Origin of the sequence: Pseudoxanthomonas sp. 3HH-4, from assembly GCF_006716465.1 — a bacterium.
In the GTDB taxonomy this organism is placed as follows: Bacteria; Pseudomonadota; Gammaproteobacteria; order Xanthomonadales; family Xanthomonadaceae; genus Pseudoxanthomonas_A.
On the sequence record NZ_VFPB01000001.1, the window covers coordinates 1,107,552 to 1,132,568 of the forward strand.

A 25,017-nucleotide genomic window follows, 5' to 3' on the forward strand; every position below is an offset into this window, starting at 1 on the left:
GATGGGGCAAGAGGCGTGATTTTAATGGAATCGACGCGCCTCGCGGCCGTCCTGAACGGGTGGCGTTGGCGATGGCGTGCCATTCGGGCAACAATTCACCGGGTCTGCTGAGCCCAAGGACGCTCGATGCGCTGGATCCCAGGTTTCGCCCTCGCCACCGCCGTGCTGTTGGCGGCCATTACCACGACGCCCGTCGCATACGCCCAATCGGGCTTGCGCACCGAAGGCGACGCGGTCTCCGCGCGCGGGCTGTATCAGGCCGAGGTGCCGGTCAACGGGCAGGGCGAGGAAGAGCGACAGGGCGGTTTCGCACGCGCGTTGGGGACGGTGCTGGGAAAACTGTCGGGCGACCGGTCGGCGATGTCACGTCCTGGCGTCGGCGCCGAGCTGCGCAATGCCAAGGACTACGTGGACGGCTACGACTACCGGCAGGACCAGGGTACGTCGCCCACCGGCGCGCCGACCTTCCGCACGACACTCGTGGTGCGTTTCGACGAAGACCAGGTCAACGGCCTGGCGGGCGCGCTTGGCCTGCCCGTGTGGCCGCAGCCGCGCCCGAAACCGGTAGTCTGGCTGGCGATCAACGATGGCAGCGGTCCGCGCCTGATGGGCTTGCAGCACGCCAATGCCGCGCGGCCGCTGCTCAATCGCGCCATCGAGCGCGGCTACGGCCTCGGCCTGCCTGCCGGCGGCGCTGCGGAGCAGGCGCTGGTCGGTGCGATCTGGCGTCAGGATACGGCTGCGGTCGCACGCGCATCCGCGCGTTACAGCCCGCCGATGCAACTGGTGGGCAAGCTGTATCGCAACAAGGGTGGTTGGACAGCCGACTGGGTGTTCGTCGACGCCGGCAAGGTGCTGGCCAAATGGTCGGTGACCGATGCCGATGCGCGTCGTGCGATGGCATCCGGTGCCGACGGCACGGCCGATGCGCTGGTGAAGCGATACGGCAAGCGCGGCAGTGCGGGCCCCGCGGGCACTTATCGTGTGCTCTTCACGGGCATCCGCAGCACGGACGATTACCTGCGCCTGACCGGGCATCTGCAGAAGATGGCGGTGGTCCGGGGCATCACCCCCGTGCGCGCCAGTGGCGACGTGGTCGAGTTCGATCTGGAGCTTGTCTCGGGCCTTGCAGGATTCCGTCGCACCATGGGCGAGGAAGCCCCCTTCACCGGGGGCGAAGGCGAGCCACCGGCCTACCAGATGCGCTGATACACAAGGATGCCCATGGATCTTTCCCCCACGCCGGTCGGAACGCTGGCCCGCCGCTGGCAATGGCTGCTGATCGCAGTGATCGTCGGCTGGCTGATCTGGCTGCTGGCGCCGGTGCTGACGCCGTTCGTCTGCGCGGCCCTGTTGGGCTGGCTCGGTGACCCATGGGTCGACCGGCTCGAACGCTCAGGACGCTCGCGTACCGTGGCGGTGGTGCTGGTGTTCACGCTGATGCTGCTGCTGCTGGTGTTGGCATTGGTCATCCTGGTGCCGATGATCGAACGTCAGGTGGTCACGGTGATCGAATCGCTACCGGCGTACCGGGACTGGTTCGTTCAGACGGCGCTGCCGTGGGTGGAGCGTCGCACCGGGCTCGAACTGGTCGCCTGGCTGGATCCGGACCGGCTGACGGAATGGGTGCGCGGGCACTGGCAGCAGGCCGGTGGGGTGGCTGCCACGATGTTCGGCTATTTCTCGCGCTCCGGCTTCGCGGTGATGGCATGGGTGGCCAATCTGGTGCTGTTACCGATCCTGACGTTCTATTTCCTGCGCGATTGGGATCTGCTGGTCGAGCGCATCGCCGCACTGGTGCCACGCGACCACATCGCGACCGTCACCCGACTGGCGCTGGAATCGAATGAAGTGCTGGGCGCGTTCCTGCGCGGCCAGTTCCTGGTCATGCTGGCACTGGGCGCGATCTATGCGGCCGGCCTGTCGGTGGTGGGCCTGAAGGTGGGTCTGCTGATCGGCATCATCGCCGGCCTGATCAGTTTCGTACCTTACCTCGGTACCGCCACCGGCATCGTGCTGGGCGTGATCGCCGCGCTGGTGCAGTCCGGTGGCGACTGGTCACTGGTGGCGATGGTGCTGGGGGTGTTCGTGGTCGGCCAGATGCTGGAAGGTTACGTGCTGACGCCGCGCATCGTGGGTGATCGCATCGGGCTGCATCCGGTGGCGGTGATCTTCGCCATCATGGCCGGCGGCCAGTTGTTCGGCTTCCTCGGCATGCTGCTGGCGCTGCCGGTGGCGGCGATTGCGAACGTGCTGCTTCGCTTCGCCCACGAGCGCTACACGCAGAGCCGGCTGTATGCCGGCGACCGGCCGTCCATCGTGCTGGATTCGTACATCGACAAGGGCAGCGTGGAACAGGCGCCGGCGCGCGACATCGATACGCCGTGAGCAGGGGCATGCAGGGTACCGATCTCGGTCCGCAATTGCCGTTGGCGCTGCGCTATCCGCCGGATCAGCGCTTCGAGAGTTTCATCGGTCCTCCGCAGGGTGCGTTGGCGGCGTTAGGGGCACTGGCAACCACGCCGGGCGCGGACTGGGTCTATCTGGCCGGCCCGTCAAGGACGGGCAAGACCCATCTGGCGCTGGCACTGTGTGCCGCCACCGAACAGCAGCATCGTCGCGCGGCCTACCTGCCGATGGCCGCCGCCGCGGGCCGTTTGCGCGATGCACTCGACGCACTGGAGGGCAACGATGTGGTCGCGCTGGACGGCATCGAAGTGATCGCAGGTACCCGTGAGGATGAAGTGGCGCTGTTCGATTTCCACAACCGCGCGCGCGCCTCCGGATTGAACGTGCTGTACACCGCGCGCGGTATCCCGGACGACATCGGCCTTGAGCTCCCCGACTTGCGTTCACGTCTGCAGCAGTGCCTGCGTGTGATGCTCGATCCGCTCGACGAGGCGGGGCGCCGCGATGTGCTGCGTGAGCGTGCGCAGCGGCGCGGTCTGGTGCTGGAAGATGCCGCGCTGGAATGGCTGCTTACGCGGACCGATCGCGACCTGGGTACGTTGGTGGCACTGCTGGACCGCCTCGACCGCGCATCCCTCGCGGCACAGCGGCGCGTCACGGTCCCGTTCCTGCGCAGCGTGCTGTAGGGGCGCGCTCTGCCTGCGATGTTGTTCGCGCAGTGCAGGGAAGAAGACTGGCTACGCGCGCAGCGTGGCTTCCAGTTCGTCCAACCGTTGCGGCGTGCCGACATCGGTCCAGCGCCCCTGCAGACGCTCGCCCGTCACGCGTCCTGCGGCCATGCCGGCATGCAGGAGGGGCAGCAACGGGAAACGCGGCTTGCCACCGGGCGTGACACGGAGCTCGCCGGTGATGTGCTCCTGCCAGTGATCCAGCAGTGTGGGGCGGTAAAGCCCCAGGCCAGCGTACGTCAGTCGCTGTTCGCCTTCGCGGTGCAGCTGGCCGGCAGCGTCGAGTGCGAAGTCCCCGCGCGGCGCAAAGACCGGAGGCTCCACCATCACCAGGTGTGCCAGGCCCTGCGGTTCGCGCGGCAGCCGCGCGAAATCGAAATCGGTCCAGATATCGCCATTGACCAGCAGGAAGGGCGCTTCGCCCAGCAGCGGGCGCGCGTTGAGCATGCCGCCGCCGGTTTCGAGTGGCGTGTCGCCTTCGTACAGGTAATGGATGCGCATTCCCCAGCGTTCGCCATCACCCAGCGCCTCCGGGAACCGGTCAGCCAGCCAGCTGGTGTTGATGACAACATCGCGCACGCCGAGCGCTGCCAGCTTTTCGAGATGCCAGACGATCAGCGGCTTGCCTCCGGCTTCGATCAGTGGCTTGGGTGTGTGGTCGGTCAGCGGGCGCATGCGCTCGCCAAGCCCCGCCGCGAAGATCAGTGCCTTCATGCGATCTCACCGCGCGCATGCAACACCGGCTTGATGCGCTTGTCGAGCAGGGTGTGGAGGCCCGCGAGTTCGGGGTAGCGTGGCAGCACCTCGTCGAGGTAGCGGATGAAGCGCGGCACGTCGGGCAGATAGCGGGTCTTGCCATCGCGGTAATGCAGGCGCGAGAAAATGCCGAGGATCTTCAGGTGCCGCTGGATGCCCATCCAGTCCGCGTCGCGCAGGAAGACCTTCAGCTCCGGCACCGGCAGCCCGGCACGGGTGGCGCGCGCGTGGTAGCGCGCCAGCCAGCCGTCGACGCGTTCGATCGGCCAGCTCAGGAACGCATCCTTGAACAGGCTCATCGCGTCGTACGCGACGGGGCCGCGCACGCAGTCCTGGAAATCGATCACTGCCGGGCCGGGGGTCACCGGCATCAGGTTGCGCGGCATGAAGTCGCGATGGGTCAGTACGCGCGCCTGCGACAGCGCGTTGTCCATCAGCCGGCGCTGGGACAGCTCCAGACTCTCGGCCTCGCCGCAGTCCAGTGTCAGGCCCAGGTGACGGCGCAGGAACCATTCGTCGAACAGGCCGGCATCACGCTGCAGCAGCGCCTCGCCGAACTCCCCCATGCCCTCCGGCGGCGCAATGGCCTGCAGGCGCAGCAGTTGTTCGATGGCGGCGTCGAACCAGGTGTCGGCATTGTCTTCGCTGATCACGTGCGCCAGCGTCGGGCCACCCAGGTCCTCCAGCAGCAGGAAGCCCAGTTCCGTGTCGATGGCGAGCACGTCCGGCACGCGTACGTCGCCACCAGCCAGCAGTTCGCGCATCGCCAGCCAGGGCCGCACATCCTCCAGACCTGGTGGGGAATCCATCACGATCCGTCCCGGTCCATCGCCCAGGCTGCGCCAGTAGCTGCGGTAGCCCGCGTCCATCGATGCGCGTTCGAGCTGTGCGTACGGGTCGCCAAGCGCGCCGCGCGCCCACTCCAGGCGCTGGGCGCCGCGTCCGGAAGGGTCCTGAATCGTTGGGTTCATGCAGTCGCGGCCACGCAAAGGCGATAAGGCGTACAGGGTAAACTGGCGCCCCACCGACTTGCGAGGCTTGCATGGCCCACCTCCAACCCGTGCTGCTGTCCGGCGGCTCCGGCACGCGCCTGTGGCCGCTATCGCGCGAGGCCTATCCCAAGCAGTTCCTGCCGCTGGCGGGTGACGACACGATGGTGCAGGCGACATGGCGCCGCGTGGAGGCCATCGCCGAACTTGCGCCCATCGTGGTTGCGAATGAAGAGCACCGCTTCCTGGTCGCCGAGCAGCTGCGACAGGTTGGCGCGCCCGCGCCGGCGATCCTGCTGGAGCCCGTCGGCCGCAATACGGCTCCTGCGATTGCGGCGGCGGCGCTGCAGGCGATGGCGGGCGGTGCCGATCCGCTGCTGCTCGTGCTGCCGTCTGACCATGTGGTCCGCGATGTGGCCGGCTTCCAGCGCGCCGTGCGCGAAGCCTCGGCTGCCGCGGATGCGGGCGCGCTGGTGACGTTCGGGATCGTTCCTGCCGCCCCGGAGACCGGCTTCGGCTACATCCAGGCCGAAGCCGGCGACGGGATTCGCAAGGTGTCGCGCTTCGTCGAAAAGCCCGACGCCGCCACGGCCCAGTCTTACCTTGATGCCGGCGGCTACTACTGGAACAGCGGCATGTTCCTGTTCCGCGCCAGCCGCTATCTTGAGGAACTCGCACGGTTCCGTCCTGACATCGTCGACGCTGCGCGCGCGGCGCATGCAGCCGCGCGCCACGACGGCGATTTCGTCCGGCTCGACAAGCAGGCCTTCGCGGCGTGCCCGTCGGACTCCATCGACTACGCGGTGTTCGAGAAGACGGATCACGCGATGGTGCTGCCGGTGGATATCGGCTGGAGCGACGTTGGCAGCTGGTCCGCGCTGTGGGAGGTCGCCGAGCGCGACGCCGATGGCAACGCGCACCACGGCGACGTGATCGCCGTTGACAGTCGCAACAGCTATGCCTACGCGCAGCGCCTGGTCGCGCTGGTGGGCGTGGACGACATCGTGGTGGTCGAAACGGACGACGCGGTGCTGGTCGCACGCAAGGACCGTGTGCAGGACGTCAAGCTGGTCGTTGCCCAGCTGAAGAAAGAACAGCGCAGTCAGGCGGTCCTGCATCGCGAGGTGCATCGTCCGTGGGGCAGCTACGATTCCGTCGACAATGGCGACCGCCACCAGGTGAAGCGGATCAAGGTCAAGCCGGGCGCCGCGCTCAGCCTGCAGATGCATCACCACCGCGCCGAACACTGGATCGTGGTCAGCGGCACGGCCAAGGTGACGCGGGGCGACGAGACATTGCTGCTGTCCGAGAACGAGAGCACCTACATCCCGCTGGGCGTGAAGCATCGCCTCGAGAATCCCGGCAAGGTGCCGCTGGAGCTGATAGAAGTGCAGTCCGGCAGTTATCTGGGTGAAGACGACATCGTCCGATTCGAGGATGTCTACGGTCGCAGTGAGTAATGGCGTGAGCTCCGTGCGCTACCGCCTGGACGATCTGGTGATCGATCTGGAGCGGCAGCGCGTCGAGCGCGACGGCGAACTCCTCAATGTGGCAGGCCTCAGCTTCCAGCTGCTGCGCCACCTGCTGAAACAGGGCGACCGCGTCGTGGGTTTCGACGAGCTCATACAGCGCGTATGGGCACCCGCAGTCGTCAACGAGGAGACCGTTACCCAACGAGTAAAACTGCTGCGCCAAGCGCTGGGGGATGACGGACGCCGTCCGCGCTACCTGCGGTCGGTGCGCGGGCAGGGGTACCAGTTGTGCGTTCCGCCAGAACCGATGCCTGCCATCGCGTCCGCCGGAATGCCGGTGCTTCCCCGGCATCGATCTCGCGCCGTGATGATGGCCGTGGCAGGGGTCGTGGTGCTTGCAGCGTGCGTGGGGCTGTGGGCGTGGACGCAGCATGCCAGCCGCACCGATCCCCATGTTGCGGCCCCCGCACCGGTCCAGCCTTCGTTGCTGCAGCGTGCCGCCTACTACGCCAGCATCGGTCAACGCGACGACAACGAACGCGCCATCGAACTCTTTGGCCAGGCCTTCAAGGAAGAGCCCGGCAACGTGGATGCGCTGGTCGGACTGAGCCGCGCCTACAGTGCCCGTGTCTGTCTGTTCAATTTTCCCCCGCAATGGGCAGCGCGCGCGCAGGCGCTGGCCGAGCTGGCCATCCGCGCCGAGCCCAGGCGCGCGGCTGCCCACGCCGCGCTGGGCTATTCGCATGACTGTCGCGGCCGTATCGACGATGCGCTTGCCGGATACGAACGTGCCGTCGCACTGGACCCCGCCGCCGACAACAGCCGCGCGTCCGCGGCCTACCTCTATGACCGCAAGGGGCTGCTCGCCCAGGCGCTGCTCGCGAACACATCCTTGCGCGGCGACCCGGCGCGTGTGCGCTACCTGCAGGTACAGATCGCCGGCATCCTGGATCTGCTGGGCTATCCGCAGGCGGCGGAAGCGCGTTATCGCCAGAGCTTCGCACTGTATCCCGACAACGTGTTCTCCAACATCGCCTGGCCGCGTTTCCTGTTCCGCCACGGTCGCACGACGGAAGCGCAGGCCGCGCTGGACCAGGCCATGCGGCGCGGCACGGAACATGCCGACCTGTTCCAGCTGGCGGCCGAACTGGCGCAACTGCGGGGCGATCACGCCGCTGCCCTGACCGCCTACCGGCAAGCGGAAGCCTTGCGTCCCGGTGCCAGCCTGCCGACGACGCTGGCCCGCCTCCATGCCGGCGCCGTCGACCCGGCGTGGGCCAGTGCGCGTGCCGACAGCCTTGCCCGCGAGTTGGAAGGCGGCGCTGGCTACCCCTCCGACTGGCTTGAAGTCGTGGTGCTGCGTGAGGCCGCCGGCGATCGCGCGGCGGCGCTCGCATCGCTGCAACGCGCAGTGGATGCGGGTTACAGCGATGCGGCGTACTTGCGGGTGTCGCCGTTGTTCCGGACGATGGCGGCCGAGCCGGCCTTCGCCCGTAGTGTGGATGCGCTGAACCGTCGCGTCGCGCTCGAGCACCGCAAGGTGCCCGGCGCGTTGCTGGAAAGCCTTACGGCATCGCCTTGAGCACGTAGTCGCCAAACATCTGCTGCGACTGCGGGTGTACGTTGCGCTGGTTGAACGAGGCACGCGTGATCACCACTACCAGCTGCCGTTCGGGCACGATGAAGACGTAGTTGCCGCCGTTGCCCGACATCGCCCACGCTGCCTGCTCTCCTTCCGCACGCGGGAAACGGAACCGCCAGAACTGGTAGCCGTAGTCCGCGTCCTCGCGCGCCTGCGCATGTACCGTCAGTGCCGCGTTGATCCAGGACGTGGAGATGATCTGCCGGCCCTGCCAGCGGCCACCATCGGCCACCAGTTGCCCGAGCTTGGCCAGGTCGCGACTGCGATAGCGCGTGCCACCCCCGCCCATGCCCACACCCTCCGACGACCTGTTCCACTGCACCTGTTGGATGCCCAGGGGGCGCTCCAGTGCATCGGCAGCAAAGGTCGCCAGCGGCTTGCCTGTTGCCCGTTCAATCACCGCACCCAGCAGGAAGCTGCCCGCCGTGCAGTACGAAAAGGCCCGACCATGCGGGCTGTCCTCGGGGTGCGTCATCCACGGCGCGAAGCCACGCATCGGCAGGTCCAGCGCGAACCGGGTCCAGTCCTCGCTCACGTACATGCGCTCTTCGTTGCCGGCGGAGAACGGGTTTTCGTCGTCGCACTCCCATGCCGAGCTCATCGTGAGCAGGTCTTCCAGCGTCATCCGCTGCTTGCGCGGACTGGGGTTCTGCCACGGTTGCTGGTCGGCGAAGTAGGTGTACACGGACGCCTGCGCATCCGGGATATGCCCTTGATCGATCGCCGCCCCCAGCAGCAGAGCGGTGACGCTCTTGGTGGCCGAACGCGTGTCGTTGAGCACGTCCGGGCCACCGCCGTTGAAGTAGCGCTCGTACACCAGCTTGCCCTGGTGGGCGATGACGATGCTGGTGACCCCCGGGTAATCCCCCTTGGCGATGGCCACCTCCAGCGCCTGCAGACGATCAACCTGCCAGCCGCCGCGACGGGCGTCAGCGGTCTGCCAGCCATCCTGTGTCGGCACGGGTGGGCGATAGGCTTCCGGCAGGACTGGGGCGCTGGCAGATGGCTCCGCCGCGTGTGCAACGGTGGACATGGCGAGGAAGAGCAACAGCAGGGAACGACGCATGGCATGACTCCTTGGTAGGGAGCGTCATTGCATCGCGGGTCTCGATGAAGGGCCTGACAGCCGAATGAAGAATTATGAAAGCGATCGCCCGCGCCGTGCGGGCGCAAGAAAAAGCCCCGCATGGCGGGGCTTTTGATGGCGTTGGGCCGTCCGGATGTTCCCGGGGCCTCAGGCCTTCTTCTTCACCATGGCGTAGATGAAGAGCAGCACGATGGCGCCAACCACCGAGGCGATGAAGCCGGCCGGGTCGCCCGGGCCGTACCAACCCAGTGCACCGCCGATGAAACGGGCCAGCAACGCGCCGGCGATGCCCAGCAGGATGGTCATGAAGAAGCCCAGCTTGTCGTTGCCCGGCTTGAGGGCCCGTGCCAGCAAGCCGGCGAGGAAGCCGATCAACAACGTCCAGAGGATGCCGCCGCCAAAGATCTGTTCCATCGAGTCACTCCAGTTGGGAAGGTGTGGGGCGATGCGCAGCGTAACCCAGACGCCCCGAGAGGGGGCATTGGCGTTCGAAGGCAGATCGGTCAACCCACCCGGCTTGAAAACGCAGAAGGCCGGGTTGCCCCGGCCTTCTGCTGCCGCGATGCAGAGGGACGATCAGCAGCAGCCGTGGTCGCCGTGCTGCTCGCCGCCGGCCGCCACGCCCACGCCCGTGGTTTCGCCACGCACGCTGGCCGCATGGTGCTCGGCGATCACGCGCGCCACGCAGGCGGTGACCTTCTTGCCCATCGGGATGTGCAGGAATTCGTTCGGACCGTGCGCGTTGGAATGCGGGCCCAGCACACCGGTGATCATGAACTGCGCACCGGGGAACTTCTCGCCCAGCATGCCCATGAAGGGAATGGTGCCGCCTTCGCCCATGTACATCGCCGGGGCGCCGAAGAACTCGCGGCTGGAGGCGTCGATGGCTTTCTCCAGCCATGGCGACATCGCCGGGGCGTTCCACCCGGTGCTCGCCTTCTCCAAGTCCAGGCTGACCTGCGCGCCGTTGGGCGCATCCTTTTCCAGCAAGTTCTTCAGCAACTGTCCGGCGTGCTTGCCATCCAGCGTGGGCGGCAGGCGCAGCGACAGCTTCACCGAGGTATGTGGTCGCAGCACGTTGCCCGCCGACGACAGCGGCGGCATGCCGTCCACGCCGGTCACCGACAGCGCCGGGCGCCAGGTGCGGTTGAGCACCAGTTGGGCAAGGTCGTCCGTCATCGGGGTCATGCCGGGCAGGAACGGGAACTTGTCGAACACGGCCGTATCCAGTACGCGCGCAGCTTCCTGCGCCTGCGCGAGGCGGTCCGCCGGAATCTCGACCTGCAGGCCGTCCGGCAGGATGCGGCCGGTCTGCTCGTCTTCCACCCGCGACAGCAACTGGCGCAGCAGGCGGAAGCTGGACGGCACCACGCCGGATGCGTCGCCGGAGTGCACGCCTTCCTCAAGCACCTTGACGGTGAAGTTGCCACCGGCCAGGCCGCGCAGCGAGGTGGTGCACCAGAGCTGATCGTAGTTGCCACAGCCCGAATCCAGGCACACCACCAGCGACGGCATGCCGATGCGGCCCGCCAGGTGATCGACGTAGGCTGGCAGATCGTAGCTGCCGGATTCCTCGCAGGCTTCGATCAGGATGACGCAGCGCGCGTGCGGCACGCCCTGCTGCTGCAGCGCCTGGATGGCCGCCAGCGAGCCGAAGATCGCATAGCCGTCATCGGCGCCGCCGCGACCGTAGAGTTTGTCGCCCTTGATCACCGGCACCCACGGGCCCAGGTCGTCGTCCCAGCCGGTCATTTCCGGCTGCTTGTCCAGATGGCCATACAGCAGCACGGTATCGGCGCCGGTTTCCGGGCCGCTGGCGGGAATCTCGATGAAGATCAGCGGCGTGCGGCCTTCCAGGCGGACCACTTCGACCTGCATGCCGGGGACGGACTGCGCCTTCGCCCAGCGCTCCATCAGCTGGACCGCCTGTTCCATGTACCCGTTGGCCACCCAGTCCTTGTCGAACATCGGCGATTTGTTGGGGATGCGGATGTACTCGACCAGCTGCGGGACGATGTCGTCATCCCATTTCTCGGCTACGTAGCGGTCGACTTTGGCGGTATCCATGGCAACTCCGGAGTACTTGAGACGTAGTGCGCCATTCTACGCTCTTGCCTGGGGTAGGACTTTTCCTACGCATGGCCGGGGTGTTTACGGGCAGATTCACACGCGCAGTGGCGATACCTTGACACCCATGGGCGCTGGACACTCTCCCTACCGTCGCGGGCCTGAGGCGACCGACGGACATGACGGATGCGTCGACGCATCCGCCATCCATGGAGAGTCCAACGTCACAAGGAGAGTTGTCATGAAGTCATTCATCCACATCGTATCTGCCGCTGCTCTTTCGCTGCTGCTCGCCATGCAGGCGATGGCCGCAGAGAAGGTCAACATCAACACGGCGGATGCGGCCGCACTTGATCGCGTGCTGGTGGGCGTGGGTCCGGCGAAGGCTGTCGCCATCGTCGAATACCGCAAGGTCAATGGGCCGTTCAAGAGCGCTGAGGAACTGGCGATGGTGAAGGGCATCGGCCTGAGCACCGTGGAACAGAACCGCGACCGCATCGAACTGCGGGCTGGTACGACCCCGGTGCGCAAGCCGGGTGCGGCCGCCGCAACACCCGCAAAGCCGGTAGCGCGACGCTGATGGATTCCCGTGTCCGGCACTTCCACAGGATGTGGAACGCCGGACACAGGGGCTGGATGCCAAGGGGGAAACAGGCAGGAGGCCGACAAGGACGTAACTACAACGCGCAGGATGCGCAAGGGCAGGAGCAGGCATTGGCCTGTCACTGTCAGGACGCCGACATGGATGTGGACATCGCCCGGGTGCGCAGGAAGCGCATCCGGGCGATGTCGTTTTCGGGTCGCCGCATGGCTGCCCAAGAAGTGCGAAGGGGCTAGAATCGCGCCGCATCCTGACGGGGAAATACCATGCCGGACGTGTCGCGCATCATTCCTGCCAACGAGTACCGGCGGGAGCGATGGAGGAATGGCTTGGGCTGGACCCGTGAAATCCTGCGCGTGCCCGACACCGAGGCATGGGACTGGCGTCTCTCGATCGCCGAGATCGAACAAGATGCTGCTTTCTCCGGGTTTCCCGGCATTGATCGCGAACTGGTCCTGCTGCGCGGCAATGGCTTGCGCCTCCGCTTTAACGAGGGACGCGTCGTGGAACTTGCACCCCCGCATGGTCGCCATCGTTTCGGGGGCGAAGACGCAGTGACTGGCGAACTGGTAGACGGCCCCACGCATGACTTCAATCTGATGTGGCGACGCGATGTCGTCCGCACCGAACTGCTGCATCGCCCCTTGGTTGGACCGATGCTATTCTTCACCGAGCCTGGCGTGCATTGGGTGGTTCACCTGCTTGCAGGGCAGGCGGCGTTCGATGCCGATTGCGGGCTCGGGAATCTCTGGAGCGGTGACACTGCCATTCTGGCCGCCGGGCCGGCGCGTACCCGCTACGCGCTTCACGGTGGTGGCGAACTGTTGGCCATCCGCATCGAGGACGAGGGCGCTGGCAAGAACGCCTGAGCGGATGGCGTCAGTACACGTCGCGGCGGTAGCGCCCGTCGCCACGCAGTAGCTCGGCCCTGTCATCTCCGAGTATCTGGCGCAGCGTGGCGTCCACGTCCGGCGCCATGCCCGCCAGGCTGCCGCAGACGTACAGAGCGGCCCCTTCGTCGACCCACTGGCGAAGACGCTCGGCTTGCGCCAGCAGGGCGTGCTGGACATACCGGTGTTCGCCGTCGTCGCGGGAGAACGCCAGGTCAAGGTATTCGAGTGCACCCTGTGAGTGCCATGCCATCAGTTCGTCGGCATGGAAGAAGTCGCGGGTACGCTGGCGTTCGCCGAACAGCAGCCAGTTTCGGGTCGCTCCCGCCTGCAACCGTGCCTTCAAGTGCGCGCGCAATCCCGCCAGCCCCGTACCGTTGCCGATCAGCACCATCGGCACGTGGGCAGCAGGGGGGTGGAAGTTCGGATTGCTCCGGATGCGCAGGGCAATCGTTTCTCCAGGTCGGGCGTGACGGCACAACCATCCGCTACCGAGTCCGGGCGCACCGTCTGCGCGCTGCATCAGGCGGACCAGCAGGTGCAGAGCGCCATCTTCGGGTATCGACGCAACGGAGTACTCGCGATGAGGCAGCGGCGCGCAGGCGTCAATGAGCACTTGCGCGTCCGTAAGCAGGGCCCCTCGGGTCGTGGAGGGCCACTGACTGCGTGCGAGCGCGTCGGCCAGCGCCACCCGTTCGCCCTGCCAGTCCACGACCGCATCGCCCTGCAGGCCACAGGCAAGCAGGAGAGCCTCGACATCGGCCACGGCGTGTCGTGGACCGATCTCGGCAATGTCGCCGGCAGTCCATGCCGGCATCGTGCCTTCAACGGGCTCCAGCGAAAGATGGAACGCGGGGCCGCCGAGGCTTCCGGGATTCAGTTCGATGCGTTCGCGCAACCGCCAGGATTCGTAGCGTGGCGTCGACCAGTCGGGCATGTCGGCGCCGTTGCCGAGCTGGCCGATGTGGTGCTGCCAATGGCGCAGCGCGCTGTCGTCGGCGTTGTCTACTTCGACCAGGTCGAACAGCGGTTGCGCACCGTGGCGGCGCAGCCAGTCGTCAAGCTGATGACCGAAAGCACAGAAGTGCGCGTACTCGCGGTCGCCCAGAGCGAGCACGGCGTACTGCAATCCCGCCAGCGGAAGCGGTTGCGGCATCACCCGGCGCACGAAGCCCAGGGCGGGGTCCGGGGGATCGCCCTCGCCGGTCGTACTGACCACGAAGACTGCGCGGGTCATGCTCTTCAGCTTGACCGCATCCAGGTGCTCGAGTCCCGCGCGTTGCACGGCCACGCCGCTGTGGCGGAGCGAGGCGGCGGTCAGGTCGGCCAGTTCCAGCGCGAAGCCTGTCTGGCTGGCATGCACTACCCACACTGCATCGTGCGCGGCCTGCGTGCTGGGCTGGGCGGTGCGCTGGCGCACGCGGGCGCGTTGCAGGAACAAGCCCGTCAATCCTGCGTACGCAAGCAGCGCTGCCGCAGCGGCATATCCGCGTGCCGCCGATGGAGTGGCCAACCACCAGTCGCCCTCGTGCAGGCGTGCGAACAGCCACGCGCATGCTGCCAGCAGCAGGATTGCGAACGTGTTGCCCAGCAGCGGAGCGATTCCGCGCGAGGGAGCCGGGGACGCCCTCATGCCGCGAGGTGTCGCTCGAACGCGGGCGTCATCGTTTCCTGTAGACCTTGTGCAGAGCGTTGCAGGAAGCGCGCAGCCAATCCGTGGCGCGCTGCGAATGCCTGTCCAGCAGTTGCCCCCATCACGGTCAACGCGGTCGCCCACGCATCGGCTCGCATGGCATCGGCCGCCACCACGGTGACCGCCGCTGCGGCATCGGTCACCGGTTCGCCACTGCGCGGGTCGATGGTGTGCGAGTAGCGACGACCTTCATGCGCATAGGCATGCCAGCGATCACCTGAGGTCGCGACCGCCACACCATCGAGGATGAGCACGCGCGGCTCCAAGCCCTCGCTGTCCACTTCTTCATCCGGCGATGACTCCACCAGCACGCGCCAGGGCTGGTCGTCGAACTTGTGTCCATAGCCGTACAGCTCGCCGCCGACTTCGACCAGCGCGCTGTCGATGCCACGATGGCGCAGCAGCGTCGCGATGACATCCACGCCGTAGCCCTTGGCGATGGCCGACAGATCGAGCATGAGGCCGCCGGGCTGCCTGACGCGGCGTTGGTTTGCATCGAAGCAGAGGTGCTGCCAGCCAACGCGCGCGCGCGCCGCGACGAGATTGGCCGGCGTGGGACGTCCGCGCCCGCCCGCATGCGCGCCGAAACCCCACGCGGCCACCAGGGGCGATACGGTCGGATCGAAGGCGCCCTCGCTGGCGGCCGCGATCTCGAGCGCTGCTGTCAGCACGTGCAGGAAGTCGTCCTGCAACGCGAACCATTCTCCCGCCCTGCCACGGCTGAAGCGCATGATGTCCGTGTCCGCATGCCACGTACTCATCTGTGCCACGACCTGGTCCAGGCGCGCCTGGACCGCGTCATGCAGTGTGTGGAGATCAAGGCGCGTCATGCTCGAGCATTGCACCGACCAGGTAGTGCCCATGGTCTGCCCGTGGATTGCTTGCACGGGCGATGGAGGTGCGGAGGGCGGGGAGAGGGAGACGTTCATTCGAATGGGCGCCGCCGGATGCCTGTCCGGCGGCGCCATGTGGGATTACTGCGGCAGCACTTCGAGCGTGGCCACGTAGCTCAAGCGACGCTGCTTGGCCTGCGGGATCGACGTCTTGTCATCCTGTGTCCCGGTTTCAAGCCAGTACATGCCGGCTTCCGGCCAGGTCACGCTGAACTCGCCGCTTGCGTCGGTGGTGACCTTGATCTCTTCCTGCGCGTTGCGATAGCGCGTGCCACCGCGCGTGATCTCGAATTCCAGGCCGGCCGCGGGCTTGCCGTCGACCAGCATCCGGAAGGTGGCCGCTTCACCTGCGAAGAGGTCGTTCGGGTGCGTCACCGGCACCAGTTCGATGCCTTCCCCCGTGCTCTTCAGCGCGGTGTCGTTCGGCGCCCCATTGGTCACGAACGTTTCGATGCGGCCGATCGACTGCGACACCTGCAGGTTCTTGGCGTCCTTCGGTACCTTGGTCGCCAGATCTTCAGGCTTCGCGCCCCGCAGGCCACCCGGCTTGCCGTCGGCGCCTTCCCAGCGAACCATCAGGTTCTTGTTGACCGTGGCGATGCGGTAGGTGCCCTGCTGTTTCAGCTCGACATCGAACACCGTTCGGTACTTGCCCGTGGCGAGGTTCTGCGCCTCGGCGGAGGTGCCATCCGGCGCGGTGATGACTAAGCCTTCGGTGCGCAGCGGCACGTGGTTGAAGTAGAACAGGTCGTTGGACACCGCAGCATCCACCGTGATCCACGGATTGGTCCCGGCGATGACGGTCTGCGAGGGCTGCAGCCACGCCTTGTGCGCCAGCGCGGTGGCGGGGATGGTGGAGGCCAGGACAATGGCAACGGCGAGGGAACGCTTCATCGGAATCTCCAGCGGGGCAGGTGGATGAGGATCAAGGCTTGACCGTCAGCGTGACGGCGCCCAGTTCGGTGGCGCCCTGCGCCTTGCCCGACTGAGGAGCGCCCTTGGCGGGCCAGGTGAAAGGGATCTTCAGCAGTTCACGACCACCGACTTCGCGCGCTGCTTCGACGACCAGCGTGTACTGACCGGGCGCCAGCTTGGCCAGGTGCTGCTTGTCGCTGAAGCTCAACGCGTGCTTGCCGACCGGTTTGGTGGGCCCCGTCACGCCATCCACCGGCACCTTCAGCGCGCGGCCGGACTTGCGCCACCACTGGCGCATGTCAGGCAGCCACTTGGTGCCATGGCCTTCGGAGTTGCTGGTCTGCTGGTACCAGACGGAGAGGTTGGCGGCGACCTTCTGGTCCGCACCTTCGATCCATACGGCGACATAAGGACGGTGGTATTCGGCCACGTTGAGTTTGGGGATCTCGACATTGACCTCGAGCGTCGCGGCGTAGGCCGGCGCGGCCAGCAGGCCGCTGAGCGCGATGGTCAGCGTGGTGTGGACAGCGATCTTCGACATGCGAGGTTCCGGGTAGGGGAAAGGGTCAATGGATGAAGAGCAGCGCGATCAGCAGCGGTACCAGCAGGCCCAGGCCCACCATCGGCCAGGTCATGCGGCGCTGCCGGCCGTGCAGGTAGAGCAGGAACAGGCCGGTGATGCAGAACACCAGGCAGGCCACGGCGAAGATGTCCAGGAACCATCCCCACGCCGGCCCGGCATTGCGGCCCTTGTGCAGGTCGTTGAAGTAGGAGATCCAGCCTCGGCTGGTTCGCTCGTACTCGACGGCGCCGGTTTCGCGGTCGATGCTCAGCCACGCATCGGCGCCGGGCCCGGGCATCGAGAGGTACAACTCCGTGTCGGACCACTCTGCGGGTCGCGTGCCGATCGATATCGACAGTTCCTGCGCCAGCCAGTCGCCAACGGCCGCAGGCAGGGGTGCATTACCTTCCTGCCGATCGCCCAGCGTGGCGACGACGGGTGCAGGAAGGGTGGCGGTAAGGTGGGTGACCTCGGGCGTGGCTTCGATCTTGGCGGCGTGGTTCAGCGTGATCCCCGTGATCGCGAACAGCAGCATGCCGATCAGGCATACCGCCGAACTGATCCAGTGCCACTGGTGCAACGTGCGCAGCCAGAAGCCACGGCGTTGTTGCTGGAGGGCAGGGGAAGCGGGAGGGGACAACGGCAGTCTCGGCGCAGGTTGAGGCGGGTAGTCATTACATCACAGATGAGAATGGCTCTCAATTAAGAGTGCGCCCCTCCCACGTGGAGAGGGGAAGGCACTTCAGCGTCAGAAGTTGACGTTGAGGCTCAGCCACAGGTTCCGCGACTTGTCCTTGTTGTTGTAGTCGTCCAGGTACGACACTTCGTTGGAGGTATAGATGCCGTCGTTGTTGAGGTCGCTGAAGACCGTCTGGAAGGTGGTGAAGTCCTCGTCGAGCAGGTTGTTGATGCGGCCCGATACCGAGACATGCTCGTTGAAGCGGTATTGCGCGCCCAAGTGCAGCACCGTGTAGTCCTGGTAGTCGCGGCGCACGCCATTGATGGTGTCGCGATAGCGCTTGGAACGGGCTTCCGCCAGCAGCTGCAGGCTGAAATTCTCGGTGGCCTGCCAGTTGAGGCTGGTGTTCGCCATGTGCCGGGCTGTATTGGTCAGCGGAAGGCCCTTCTGCGCACCACTGAGCTGTTCGCTGTCGGTGAAGGTGTAGTTGGCGCGCAGTGAGAGGGTTTCGGTGATGCCCCAACGGCCCGCGATCTCTGCACCCTGGATGCGGACTTCGTCGATGTTGATGTTCTGCGCGTAGGTGGTGTAACCCAGCAGCGCGTAGTCGCCCAGATTGGCGCACGGGCGTACGCCACCCGTCTGCTCGCAGCTCAGGCTGGTCTCGCCGCGCGCGATCTTGTCGTCGAAGTCGTTGCGGAACACGGTGACGTTGAAGTTGTGCGCGTTGTCCGGCGATGTCCAGTACAGCGCGATCTCGCTGTTGACGCTGGTCTCGGGCTGCAGGTCCGGGTTGCCGACGAAGGGCGTGGTGCCCTGGCCGCCGAAGCCGGTGACGCCGTCGTACAGGTCCGTGGTCTTGGGCGTCTTGAAGCCGGTGCTGACGCCGCCCTTCAGTGTCCATGCTTCACTGATATCCCACACGGCATAGGCGCGCGGACTCAGCTGGCTGCCGAACACGCTGTGGTCGTCATGGCGCACACCCAGCGTGATGGTCAGTGCATCGAGCGGGTTCCAGTTGTCCTCGGCGAACAGCGACCACATCTTGTGCTCCTGCACGGTGCCGCCACCATCGCCGCCGCCTTCCATGCCGAAGACGCCGTCTTCCAGTTCGCCATCGATGAGCTGTCCGCCGACCACGACGCGGTGAGCCTGGCCGAGCGCGAAGTCGAGCTTCGCATCCAGTGTGTACTGGCTGCTGTCCATGGTGCGTTTCGGACGCGGCAGAAAGGTGGAGACCGCGATGCCCTGGCGCTCGGCGACGCTCAATCCTGCGTACGCTCCCGTGCCCTGGAAGATCTGCCGGTGCAGCAGGCGCTCGGCGACGGTGAACGGCAGGGTGCGGCCATGGTTGCCGGTATCGATGTGGGCCAGCGAGATGAAACTGTCGCCGAGCGCCCACTGGCCGTTGTGCGTGACCGACCACTGGTCCCGGGTGAATTCCTGGTCGGCCGCGTATCCCACCTGGGGCGCCGCGCGCCAGATGCCGGCCAGCCCGTCCACCGTGCCCAGCGGGTAGGTTTCGGTACCGAGATTGTTGATGTACGGCGTGTTGTCATACACCTGCTTCGACGTGTCGTAGTCGAAGACGAAGCTCTGGTTGTCCGTCGGCGTCCAGCTCAGCGTGACGCCAGCGCTCTTGTTGGTGTTGTCCACCGTCTTGCCGCCGCCACCGAAGCCCAGTGCCCGCTCGAACACCGTGCCGTCAGGCGCCGTGATGGCTTCATATTCCGGCGTGGATGCATTGCGCTCGTACCAGGAGCCGCGTACCCCCATGCCCAGGCGGTCCTTCACCAGTGGCCCCATCAGCATGAAGTCGAAGGTGCTGTCGCTGCCGAAATCGTTGTTCTCCTGGATCCCGTGGCCCAGCGTGGCCGAGCCCTGCCAGCGGTCCGAGACCTTGCGCGTGATGATGTTGATGACGCCGCCCAGCGCATCCGCGCCGTACAGCGTGGAGGCCGGGCCCCGGATCACTTCGATGCGCTGGATCATGTCCAGCGGCGGGATGTGGTTGAACTGGTTTCCGCCGAACGCGTTCGGATAGATGTCGCCGTGGTTGTTCTGGCGCTTGCCGTCGATGAGGATCAACGTGTAGTCCGGCCCCATGCCTCGAATGCTGATCGTCTTCTGGCCGGTCTTGTCCGACGTCTCGCCGACGTCCACGCCTTCCAGGTCGCGCACGGCGTCGATCAGCGTGATATAGGGGCGCTGGCGCAGCTCTTCCGCCGTGATCACACTGATGCTGGCCGGCGCATCGGTGATCTTCTGTTCGAAGCCGGCGGCGGTGACCACGACGGTGTCGAGATCGGTGGCATCGGTGGCGCCATCCGGCATCGGCTGGGCGAGTGCCGGCGCGGACACGACGGCGATAAGTGCGATGGCAAGACGGGTGCGGCGCAGCGGCGCCTGCAGGGAGCTGCAAGAGTTCTTCATGAGGTTCATCGAAGTGGGGACAGGGTAGGGAGGCACGCGCCTGGCGGCGTGCGGTCATGCAGGCCCCCGCGGTACGGGCGAAGAGGCCGTCAGGCTGCGTGCGGCGGCGGCGCTTGGCCCGGATGCAGTCGGAGGGCGGGACAGATACGGCCAGGAGGCAACGCGTCGTGGGAGACACGGCGCTGTGAATGCAGGTCGCAACTTCCTGGGGCGTCGGAATCGCGGGAAGAAAACACGGTCGGCGTAGTGACCGGCGACACGAGCGTGAAGACCTGCAGTGCGCTGAGACGCGGTTTCTTCAGGTGATGCGCGCGGTGTCGAACGTCGTACGGTGGGTCGCCATCCTGGACATGCGCCGACACATGCCCGGTGTAGGAGACGGCATGGACGCTGGAGGCATCGGGGTGCAGCAGACCGGCAGCGGCGAGGCCCAACAGGGCCAGCACGCCCCACAACACGGCGGCCACCAAGCCCGCATGCCAAGACGACGCGTGTCGACGGGACACGCGGATTGGGCTGACAGCGGTGGGACGGACGTGGATCAAGCGGCTCCCCGGCGACGTGCCAAGAGCGGCACGTCGAACAGGGTCATTTTAAATGAGAATACTTATCAAGTGCAAACAAGAACGAATCTTGGCCGCGTCCCGGGCGGGGGATCAGGTCTCGGCCCACTGCCTGAGCAGGTTGTGATACACGCCGGTCAACTGGACCAGTGCGGGATGGTCGGGCACATCGGCGCTCAGGCGGCGGATCGAGACGTCCAAGTCGAACATCAGTCGCCGGTGCCCATCGTCGCGCACCATGCTCTGCATCCAGAAGAAGGACGCCACGCGCGCGCCCCGCGTCACCGGGGTGACCTTGTGCAGGCTGGTGCCGGGATACAGCACCATGTGTCCGGCCGGCAGCTTCACGCTCTGGGTGCCGAAAGTGTCTTCGATGATCAGTTCGCCGCCGTCGTACTCGTCCGGCGCGCTGAGGAAGAGCGTGGCCGACAGGTCGGTCCGAACCGGCTCCACGCCACCGCGGCTGCGGTCGTAGCGGATGGCGTTGTCGACGTGGTAACCGAACGACTGGCCGCCGCCGTAGCGATTGAACAGGGGCGGATAGATGCGCTTCGGCAGCGCTGCGGAAAAGAACGTGCTGTTGCGCGCCAACGCGTCGAGCACCATGGCGCCGACATCACGCGCAGCAGGCGAGTCCTCCGGCAGTTGCGCGTTGTCCTTGGCCTTCGCTGACTGATAGCCGGCGGTGATGCGGCCGTCGGCCCAGTCGGCGGCGTCGAGCACTGTGCGGGCCCGAGCGACCTGGGTCGGTGTCAGCACATCAGGAATGGGCAGCAGCATCGTCGGTCGCCTTTGAACGGAGAACCCCGCCCATTCTGCATGGGCGGGGCAAGTGGGGCCTAGCGCATCCTGCGGATCAGAACTTGAAGGTGGCTGTCAGCACTGCGGAGCGGGCCGCGCCCGGCGTCGCCCAGCCGTTGTTGCGCACGCGGGTGAAATACGCCTTGTCGAACAGGTTGTCGATGTTCAGCTGCAGTCCGAAGCGCGCATTGAACTGGTAACCCGCCATCGCACGGTGCATGGTGTAGCTCTTCACGCGCGGGGCATTCGCCGTGCTCGCGGTATAGAAATCGCCCTGGTAGGTGACGCCGTAACCGAACGTCCAGCCCTGCAGCGCGTAGGCGGTCCAAACACTGGCCGAATGCTCCGGCGTATTCGGCAGCGGATTGCCTGCCTGGGCGTCGACGCCGGTGGTCTCGCGCACATGGTCCGACACGCTCTGCAGGACTTCGCTGTCCAGGTAGGTGTAGTTGGCGAAGATCGACCACGCGCGGGTGATGTTGCCGGCCATGCCCAGTGCGATACCGTCCACGCGCGCCTTGCCATCCAGCTGCTGCGTGCCGGAGGGATTGTCCGGGTTGTTGGGGTCGGCCACCTTGTAGTTCTGGCGTTCGTTGCGGAACAGGGCTGCTGTCACTGCCAGCCTGTCCTCCAGCAGATTCCACTTGGTACCCAGTTCGATGTTGACTGCGGTTTCCGGATCGACCTCGCAAGTCGCTGCATTGCAGGCTCCGTTCACGGATGCCTTCGATGGCGTCTTCGAGTTGGCGTAGGACAGGTAGACACTGCCATTCTCCGCCGGCTTGAACAGGAGGCCGGCGCGGTACGAGAACAAGTCGTCTTCATTCTCGAACTTGCTGATCGCTCCGGTACTGAAGTTGATGGTCCGGGTGTCGCCCTCGTTGTGTTCGTATCGCGCGCCCAGCGCGAGTTCCCATCTCGGATTGAACTTCAGCGTGTCGAACGCGTAGAGCGCCTGGTTGTCCAGCGTGCCGTCCGTGTGCCCTGCGCGAATGTAGTTGACCGGCCCCGTGTACACGTTATTGGGATTGTGGATGTCCATCACTGGATAGACCGGTGACGTTCCGTCGGCGTTGCGCTGCGTGTTGCCGTTGTCCAGTTCGTAGGTTTCGTGCATGAACGAGACGCCGGCGACCAGTGCATGCTCAACGCTGCCGGTGCTGAACCGAGTGGTCAGATCGGTCTGGCTGAGGGCCAGGCCGTTCGTCGTGTCGCGGGTGGTTCCACGCGGGCCGCTGGGCTGGTAGGTTCCCGGCGCAGCACAGGACTGACCGTTGGCGGGGTTGACGCCGCTGTCGAGGCACCAGGTGCCCTGGGTCGGATTGACCACCGTGTACTGGTCCACCTTCTGATAGCGGGCCAGGCTGCGCAGCGAGGCTGTATCGCTGAGATCATGCTCGAACACGCCCGTCAGTACGTCGACATCGATCTCCTGCGTGTCCATGTTGCGGTAGCCGAAGTAGGCTTCACGGCTGACGCCGGGCAGCAATCCGCCATAGGCCGCGAAGTAAGGCAGTCCGTACTCCGGAATGTTCTCGTCGTGCTGGTGCACGTAGCTGAGTGTGAAGCGGGTATCCGTACCGAGACCGATCGCGAACGAAGGCGCTATGCCCCAGCGCTTGTATTCCTCGACATCGCGATCGGGCACGTCGTTGCGATGGATCATCGCATTCACGCGCAGCGCCTGGCCCTTGCCCAGGTCGGTATTGCTGTCCACGGTTGCCCGACCGAAGCTGTCCTTGCCGGCACCCAGCGTGAAGGTATTGAAGCTGCCCTCCCTTGCCATCTTGCTGACCAGGTTGATGTTGCCGCCCACCGAGCCCGCACCCGACATGGCCGAATTGGCGCCGTTGATCAGTTCGATCGATTCGAGATTGAAGTTATCCGTGCGGGTGTACTGGGCACTGTCGCGCACACCGTCCACGGTGATGTCGGTGGTGGCGTTGAAGCCGCGCAGATTGATGCTGTCGCCGTAGCCGCCGCCGCCTTCACCGGCGCCGAAGGTGATGCCGGGCAGCGTGCTGAGCACGTCCCGCAGCCCGAGCAGGTTCTGCTGCGCCATCACTTCGCTGGTGACCACGGTGATGGTCTGCGGCGTGTCGAGCAGTTCTTCGGTGTACTTCGGTGAACTCGCTTTCTGCACGCGTTCACCGTGCACTTCGATGGCGTCGAGTTCCTTGGCCTGCATGGCCGCGTCGGCGGGGGCGTCGCCGGCCGGAGCGGCGAAGGCAGGCGTGGTGATGGCCAGCAGCAGGGCAGTGGCGAGGGGAGAGTGGCGCAGGTTCATGAGCATCCTCAGGTGCGGTGAAGGAACACCCGGTGGCGAAGGCTGGCGGGAAGGTAATGGAGACGGGTCGACCCCGGTCGGCGCAAGGATCGGGAGGCAGCAGCCGGCGGCGCCGACGGATGCGGCGCACGCGGTCAGGCGTAGGGCGGTCCGCGGCCCGGGTGACGGATGTCGCGCGGCGGTGCCATGTCGGTGTGACCACCAACGTCAGCGCGTGTCCGGGACAACACCGGCCCGCAGGGGGGCGAGACGACAGCGTCATCGCCTTCGCACTCCGCCGGCACCGGTGGGCTTTCCGTTGCCTTGTCCACCAGAGCGGCGGACGCAGCGTGCATGTCGTCCCGTAGATCGGACAGATCATCGTGCTGGGATGACGCTGCCGATGCGCTTCCGGTCTGGGCGACCATGTCAGAGAAGATCCGGGGCGAACCGCCTGCCAGCACGAGCAGGCACGCCAGCAGCAAGCTGGCGAACATGGTCGGGAAAGGGCGGGTCTCGCGCAGCACCAAGGCCTCGGACGGGTCGGCTGCGACAGCCTGTCGCAGCGGTGCGACAGGATAATGAGAATTATTTGCGATTACAACAAAAGCTTCACATTCCGGACTCAGTCCCGGTCGTCCCGGGTCCAGACGCCACCGTGTTCGATCCGGGTCGGAAACTTCACCACCGGCGAATAAGCCGGTGCGCAGAGGGCGCGCCCGTCCCTGACATCGAACCGCGCACCATGCAGCACGCACTCGATGCTGCCCTCGGCCGGGTCGAAACTGCCCGACGACAGCTCGAAATCCTCATGACTGCACTTATCCTCGAGCGCATACAGCGCCCCGTCCTGGTTGACGACCACGATCGGTGTGCCGGTGACTTCGTCGAAGACGGTCTTCATTTCCCCGGGCAGCAACTCGCCGGTGGCACAGACGAAGGTCCATGTCCCGCTCATGCCGTGTCCCCCGATAGCGGCTTCTCCAGGACCTCGAAACGCAGGTCGTCGCGCTTGGGAATGCCGTAGCGCGCATCGCCATAGGGGAACGGCTTCTTGATCCCGGTACGCGCATAGCCGCGCCGCTCATAGAAGGCAATCAATTCATCACGGAGGTCGATCACGGTCATGCGCATGGCAGGCAGTCGCCACTCGGCGCGCGCGATACGCTCTGCCTCCGCCAGCATGGCTTTCCCAACGCCAGCACCCTGCAGGTCCGGACGCACCGAGAACATGCCGAAGTAGCCGGTGCCGTCGTCGTCCGCTACGTGTGCACAAGCGAGTAGCGCACCATCTCGTTCGGCGATGACGATCCTGCTGCGCGGCCGTTCGATGTCGCGGCGAAGCGCGTCGGCATCGATGCGCTGGCCGTCCAGAAGGTCGGCTTCGGTGGTCCAGCCCCGCTTGCTTACGTCACCGCGATAGGCGGACGTTACCAGGGTGACGAGGTCGGGAATGTCGGCCAAGGTGGCCGTGCGGAATATCAGGGTGTCCATGGCCGGATTCTACGGAAATCCGACAACCTGTAGGAGCGACGTCAGTCGCGACCGCGATCCCACCAGGCCCCGGCAGT

24 protein-coding genes are annotated in these 25,017 nt (G+C 66.0%); 7 read left to right on the forward strand and 17 right to left on the reverse strand.

All coding sequences use genetic code 11. The features are described 5' to 3' along the window. Positions 1 to 126: 126 nt before the first annotated feature. From FB548_RS05000 to hda, 3 genes are read left to right on the forward strand one after another with little or no spacing between them, the layout of a single operon-like run. The gene (locus tag FB548_RS05000) at positions 127 to 1,209 is read left to right on the forward strand and encodes a DUF2066 domain-containing protein (RefSeq protein WP_142123615.1); all 1,083 of its coding nucleotides are present in this window, start codon (positions 127 to 129) and stop codon (positions 1,207 to 1,209) included. A 15-nt stretch (positions 1,210 to 1,224) separates the two neighbouring features. Further along, positions 1,225 to 2,388 (forward strand): AI-2E family transporter, encoded by a 1,164-nt coding sequence (locus tag FB548_RS05005; protein WP_142123616.1) that lies wholly within the window; start codon positions 1,225 to 1,227, stop codon positions 2,386 to 2,388. An 8-nt stretch (positions 2,389 to 2,396) separates the two neighbouring features. After that, on the forward strand, positions 2,397 to 3,095 hold the full coding sequence (gene hda, locus FB548_RS05010; RefSeq protein ID WP_142123617.1) for a DnaA regulatory inactivator Hda: 699 nt from the start codon (positions 2,397 to 2,399) through the stop codon (positions 3,093 to 3,095). A 51-nt stretch (positions 3,096 to 3,146) separates the two neighbouring features. Here the strand turns inward: hda and murU are convergent, their stop codons facing one another. Next, positions 3,147 to 3,851, reverse strand: coding sequence for an N-acetylmuramate alpha-1-phosphate uridylyltransferase MurU (murU, locus tag FB548_RS05015; protein WP_142123618.1), 705 nt, complete (start codon positions 3,849 to 3,851; stop codon positions 3,147 to 3,149). Next, entirely contained in the window at positions 3,848 to 4,864 is a 1,017-nt protein-coding gene (locus FB548_RS05020; protein ID WP_142123619.1) for a phosphotransferase, read from the reverse strand. Before FB548_RS05020 ends, murU begins: the two co-directional genes overlap by 4 nt. A gap of 71 nt (positions 4,865 to 4,935) precedes the next feature. On the opposite strand from FB548_RS05020, the gene FB548_RS05025 reads away from it, so the two are divergent. Next, positions 4,936 to 6,342 carry a mannose-1-phosphate guanylyltransferase/mannose-6-phosphate isomerase gene (locus FB548_RS05025; RefSeq protein WP_142123620.1) on the forward strand — a complete coding sequence of 469 codons (1,407 nt, stop codon included), beginning with the start codon at positions 4,936 to 4,938 and terminating at the stop codon, positions 6,340 to 6,342. A gap of 4 nt (positions 6,343 to 6,346) precedes the next feature. Further along, on the forward strand, positions 6,347 to 7,936 hold the full coding sequence (locus FB548_RS05030; RefSeq protein ID WP_255470309.1) for a winged helix-turn-helix domain-containing protein: 1,590 nt from the start codon (positions 6,347 to 6,349) through the stop codon (positions 7,934 to 7,936). Here the strand turns inward: FB548_RS05030 and FB548_RS05035 are convergent. The 3 genes from FB548_RS05035 to FB548_RS05045 form a co-directional block, all read right to left on the reverse strand. Beyond that, complete coding sequence (locus tag FB548_RS05035) at positions 7,920 to 9,062, reverse strand: serine hydrolase (RefSeq protein WP_142123622.1); 1,143 nt, start codon at positions 9,060 to 9,062, stop codon at positions 7,920 to 7,922. The two genes, FB548_RS05030 and FB548_RS05035, sit on opposite strands and share 17 nt — an antisense overlap. Before the next feature lie 168 nt (positions 9,063 to 9,230). Further along, positions 9,231 to 9,497, reverse strand: coding sequence for a GlsB/YeaQ/YmgE family stress response membrane protein (locus FB548_RS05040; protein ID WP_142123623.1), 267 nt, complete (start codon positions 9,495 to 9,497; stop codon positions 9,231 to 9,233). 162 nt (positions 9,498 to 9,659) lie between these two features. Beyond that, entirely contained in the window at positions 9,660 to 11,150 is a 1,491-nt protein-coding gene (locus FB548_RS05045) for a M20 family metallopeptidase (protein ID WP_142123624.1), read from the reverse strand. A gap of 241 nt (positions 11,151 to 11,391) precedes the next feature. Here FB548_RS05045 and FB548_RS05050 point away from each other — a divergent pair, with 241 nt between their 5' ends. Beyond that, complete coding sequence (locus tag FB548_RS05050) at positions 11,392 to 11,730, forward strand: helix-hairpin-helix domain-containing protein (RefSeq protein WP_142123625.1); 339 nt, start codon at positions 11,392 to 11,394, stop codon at positions 11,728 to 11,730. A gap of 287 nt (positions 11,731 to 12,017) precedes the next feature. Then, positions 12,018 to 12,620 carry a HutD family protein gene (locus tag FB548_RS05055; RefSeq protein WP_142123626.1) on the forward strand — a complete coding sequence of 201 codons (603 nt, stop codon included), beginning with the start codon at positions 12,018 to 12,020 and terminating at the stop codon, positions 12,618 to 12,620. A 10-nt stretch (positions 12,621 to 12,630) separates the two neighbouring features. On the opposite strand, the gene FB548_RS05060 is transcribed toward FB548_RS05055, so the two are convergent. The 12 genes from FB548_RS05060 to FB548_RS05115 all read right to left on the reverse strand — a co-directional run bounded on the left by FB548_RS05060 (position 12,631) and on the right by FB548_RS05115 (position 24,940). Continuing rightward, on the reverse strand, positions 12,631 to 14,274 hold the full coding sequence (locus tag FB548_RS05060) for a sulfite reductase flavoprotein subunit alpha (protein WP_142123627.1): 1,644 nt from the start codon (positions 14,272 to 14,274) through the stop codon (positions 12,631 to 12,633). Further along, positions 14,271 to 15,263, reverse strand: coding sequence for an FAD:protein FMN transferase (locus FB548_RS05065; protein WP_142123628.1), 993 nt, complete (start codon positions 15,261 to 15,263; stop codon positions 14,271 to 14,273). The genes FB548_RS05060 and FB548_RS05065 overlap by 4 nt, the downstream gene beginning before the upstream one ends. Before the next feature lie 45 nt (positions 15,264 to 15,308). Then, positions 15,309 to 16,121 carry a DUF4198 domain-containing protein gene (locus tag FB548_RS05070; protein WP_142123629.1) on the reverse strand — a complete coding sequence of 271 codons (813 nt, stop codon included), beginning with the start codon at positions 16,119 to 16,121 and terminating at the stop codon, positions 15,309 to 15,311. Between the two features lie 31 nt (positions 16,122 to 16,152). Then, the gene (locus tag FB548_RS05075) at positions 16,153 to 16,683 is read right to left on the reverse strand and encodes a DUF2271 domain-containing protein (protein ID WP_142123630.1); all 531 of its coding nucleotides are present in this window, start codon (positions 16,681 to 16,683) and stop codon (positions 16,153 to 16,155) included. 25 nt (positions 16,684 to 16,708) lie between these two features. After that, complete coding sequence (locus tag FB548_RS05080; protein ID WP_142123631.1) at positions 16,709 to 17,344, reverse strand: PepSY-associated TM helix domain-containing protein; 636 nt, start codon at positions 17,342 to 17,344, stop codon at positions 16,709 to 16,711. 108 nt (positions 17,345 to 17,452) lie between these two features. Continuing rightward, positions 17,453 to 19,816: a TonB-dependent receptor gene (locus tag FB548_RS05085; RefSeq protein ID WP_221625913.1), complete on the reverse strand. Its 2,364-nt coding sequence runs from the start codon at positions 19,814 to 19,816 to the stop codon at positions 17,453 to 17,455. A gap of 89 nt (positions 19,817 to 19,905) precedes the next feature. After that, positions 19,906 to 20,322 carry a hypothetical protein gene (locus FB548_RS05090; RefSeq protein WP_142123632.1) on the reverse strand — a complete coding sequence of 139 codons (417 nt, stop codon included), beginning with the start codon at positions 20,320 to 20,322 and terminating at the stop codon, positions 19,906 to 19,908. Between the two features lie 150 nt (positions 20,323 to 20,472). After that, positions 20,473 to 21,159, reverse strand: coding sequence for a Fe2+-dependent dioxygenase (locus FB548_RS05095; RefSeq protein ID WP_142123633.1), 687 nt, complete (start codon positions 21,157 to 21,159; stop codon positions 20,473 to 20,475). Between the two features lie 76 nt (positions 21,160 to 21,235). Beyond that, a complete protein-coding gene (locus FB548_RS05100; protein WP_142123634.1) occupies positions 21,236 to 23,467 on the reverse strand; it encodes a TonB-dependent siderophore receptor in 2,232 nt (743 codons plus the stop codon). Between the two features lie 134 nt (positions 23,468 to 23,601). Continuing rightward, the gene (locus tag FB548_RS05105) at positions 23,602 to 23,973 is read right to left on the reverse strand and encodes a hypothetical protein (protein ID WP_142123635.1); all 372 of its coding nucleotides are present in this window, start codon (positions 23,971 to 23,973) and stop codon (positions 23,602 to 23,604) included. Positions 23,974 to 24,071: 98 nt separating this feature from the next. After that, positions 24,072 to 24,404, reverse strand: coding sequence for a non-heme iron oxygenase ferredoxin subunit (locus tag FB548_RS05110; protein ID WP_142123636.1), 333 nt, complete (start codon positions 24,402 to 24,404; stop codon positions 24,072 to 24,074). Then, on the reverse strand, positions 24,401 to 24,940 hold the full coding sequence (locus tag FB548_RS05115) for a GNAT family N-acetyltransferase (protein ID WP_142123637.1): 540 nt from the start codon (positions 24,938 to 24,940) through the stop codon (positions 24,401 to 24,403). The genes FB548_RS05110 and FB548_RS05115 overlap by 4 nt, the downstream gene beginning before the upstream one ends. Positions 24,941 to 25,017 lie beyond the last annotated feature (77 nt).

What these genes read in the sequence shown, in the direction of transcription:
- FB548_RS05000 (WP_142123615.1), top strand. Translation starts at nt 127, where the DNA reads ATGCGCTGGATCCCAGGTTTCGCCCTCGCCACCGCCGTGCTGTTGGCG.
- FB548_RS05005 (WP_142123616.1), top strand. Translation starts at nt 1,225, where the DNA reads ATGGATCTTTCCCCCACGCCGGTCGGAACGCTGGCCCGCCGCTGGCAA.
- hda (WP_142123617.1), top strand. Translation starts at nt 2,397, where the DNA reads ATGCAGGGTACCGATCTCGGTCCGCAATTGCCGTTGGCGCTGCGCTAT.
- murU (WP_142123618.1), bottom strand. Translation starts at nt 3,851, where the DNA reads ATGAAGGCACTGATCTTCGCGGCGGGGCTTGGCGAGCGCATGCGCCCG.
- FB548_RS05020 (WP_142123619.1), bottom strand. Translation starts at nt 4,864, where the DNA reads ATGAACCCAACGATTCAGGACCCTTCCGGACGCGGCGCCCAGCGCCTG.
- FB548_RS05025 (WP_142123620.1), top strand. Translation starts at nt 4,936, where the DNA reads ATGGCCCACCTCCAACCCGTGCTGCTGTCCGGCGGCTCCGGCACGCGC.
- FB548_RS05035 (WP_142123622.1), bottom strand. Translation starts at nt 9,062, where the DNA reads ATGCGTCGTTCCCTGCTGTTGCTCTTCCTCGCCATGTCCACCGTTGCA.
- FB548_RS05040 (WP_142123623.1), bottom strand. Translation starts at nt 9,497, where the DNA reads ATGGAACAGATCTTTGGCGGCGGCATCCTCTGGACGTTGTTGATCGGC.
- FB548_RS05045 (WP_142123624.1), bottom strand. Translation starts at nt 11,150, where the DNA reads ATGGATACCGCCAAAGTCGACCGCTACGTAGCCGAGAAATGGGATGAC.
- FB548_RS05050 (WP_142123625.1), top strand. Translation starts at nt 11,392, where the DNA reads ATGAAGTCATTCATCCACATCGTATCTGCCGCTGCTCTTTCGCTGCTG.
- FB548_RS05055 (WP_142123626.1), top strand. Translation starts at nt 12,018, where the DNA reads ATGCCGGACGTGTCGCGCATCATTCCTGCCAACGAGTACCGGCGGGAG.
- FB548_RS05060 (WP_142123627.1), bottom strand. Translation starts at nt 14,274, where the DNA reads ATGAGGGCGTCCCCGGCTCCCTCGCGCGGAATCGCTCCGCTGCTGGGC.
- FB548_RS05065 (WP_142123628.1), bottom strand. Translation starts at nt 15,263, where the DNA reads ATGAACGTCTCCCTCTCCCCGCCCTCCGCACCTCCATCGCCCGTGCAA.
- FB548_RS05070 (WP_142123629.1), bottom strand. Translation starts at nt 16,121, where the DNA reads ATGAAGCGTTCCCTCGCCGTTGCCATTGTCCTGGCCTCCACCATCCCC.
- FB548_RS05075 (WP_142123630.1), bottom strand. Translation starts at nt 16,683, where the DNA reads ATGTCGAAGATCGCTGTCCACACCACGCTGACCATCGCGCTCAGCGGC.
- FB548_RS05085 (WP_221625913.1), bottom strand. Translation starts at nt 19,816, where the DNA reads ATGAAGAACTCTTGCAGCTCCCTGCAGGCGCCGCTGCGCCGCACCCGT.
- FB548_RS05095 (WP_142123633.1), bottom strand. Translation starts at nt 21,159, where the DNA reads ATGCTGCTGCCCATTCCTGATGTGCTGACACCGACCCAGGTCGCTCGG.
- FB548_RS05100 (WP_142123634.1), bottom strand. Translation starts at nt 23,467, where the DNA reads ATGAACCTGCGCCACTCTCCCCTCGCCACTGCCCTGCTGCTGGCCATC.
- FB548_RS05110 (WP_142123636.1), bottom strand. Translation starts at nt 24,404, where the DNA reads ATGAGCGGGACATGGACCTTCGTCTGTGCCACCGGCGAGTTGCTGCCC.
- FB548_RS05115 (WP_142123637.1), bottom strand. Translation starts at nt 24,940, where the DNA reads ATGGACACCCTGATATTCCGCACGGCCACCTTGGCCGACATTCCCGAC.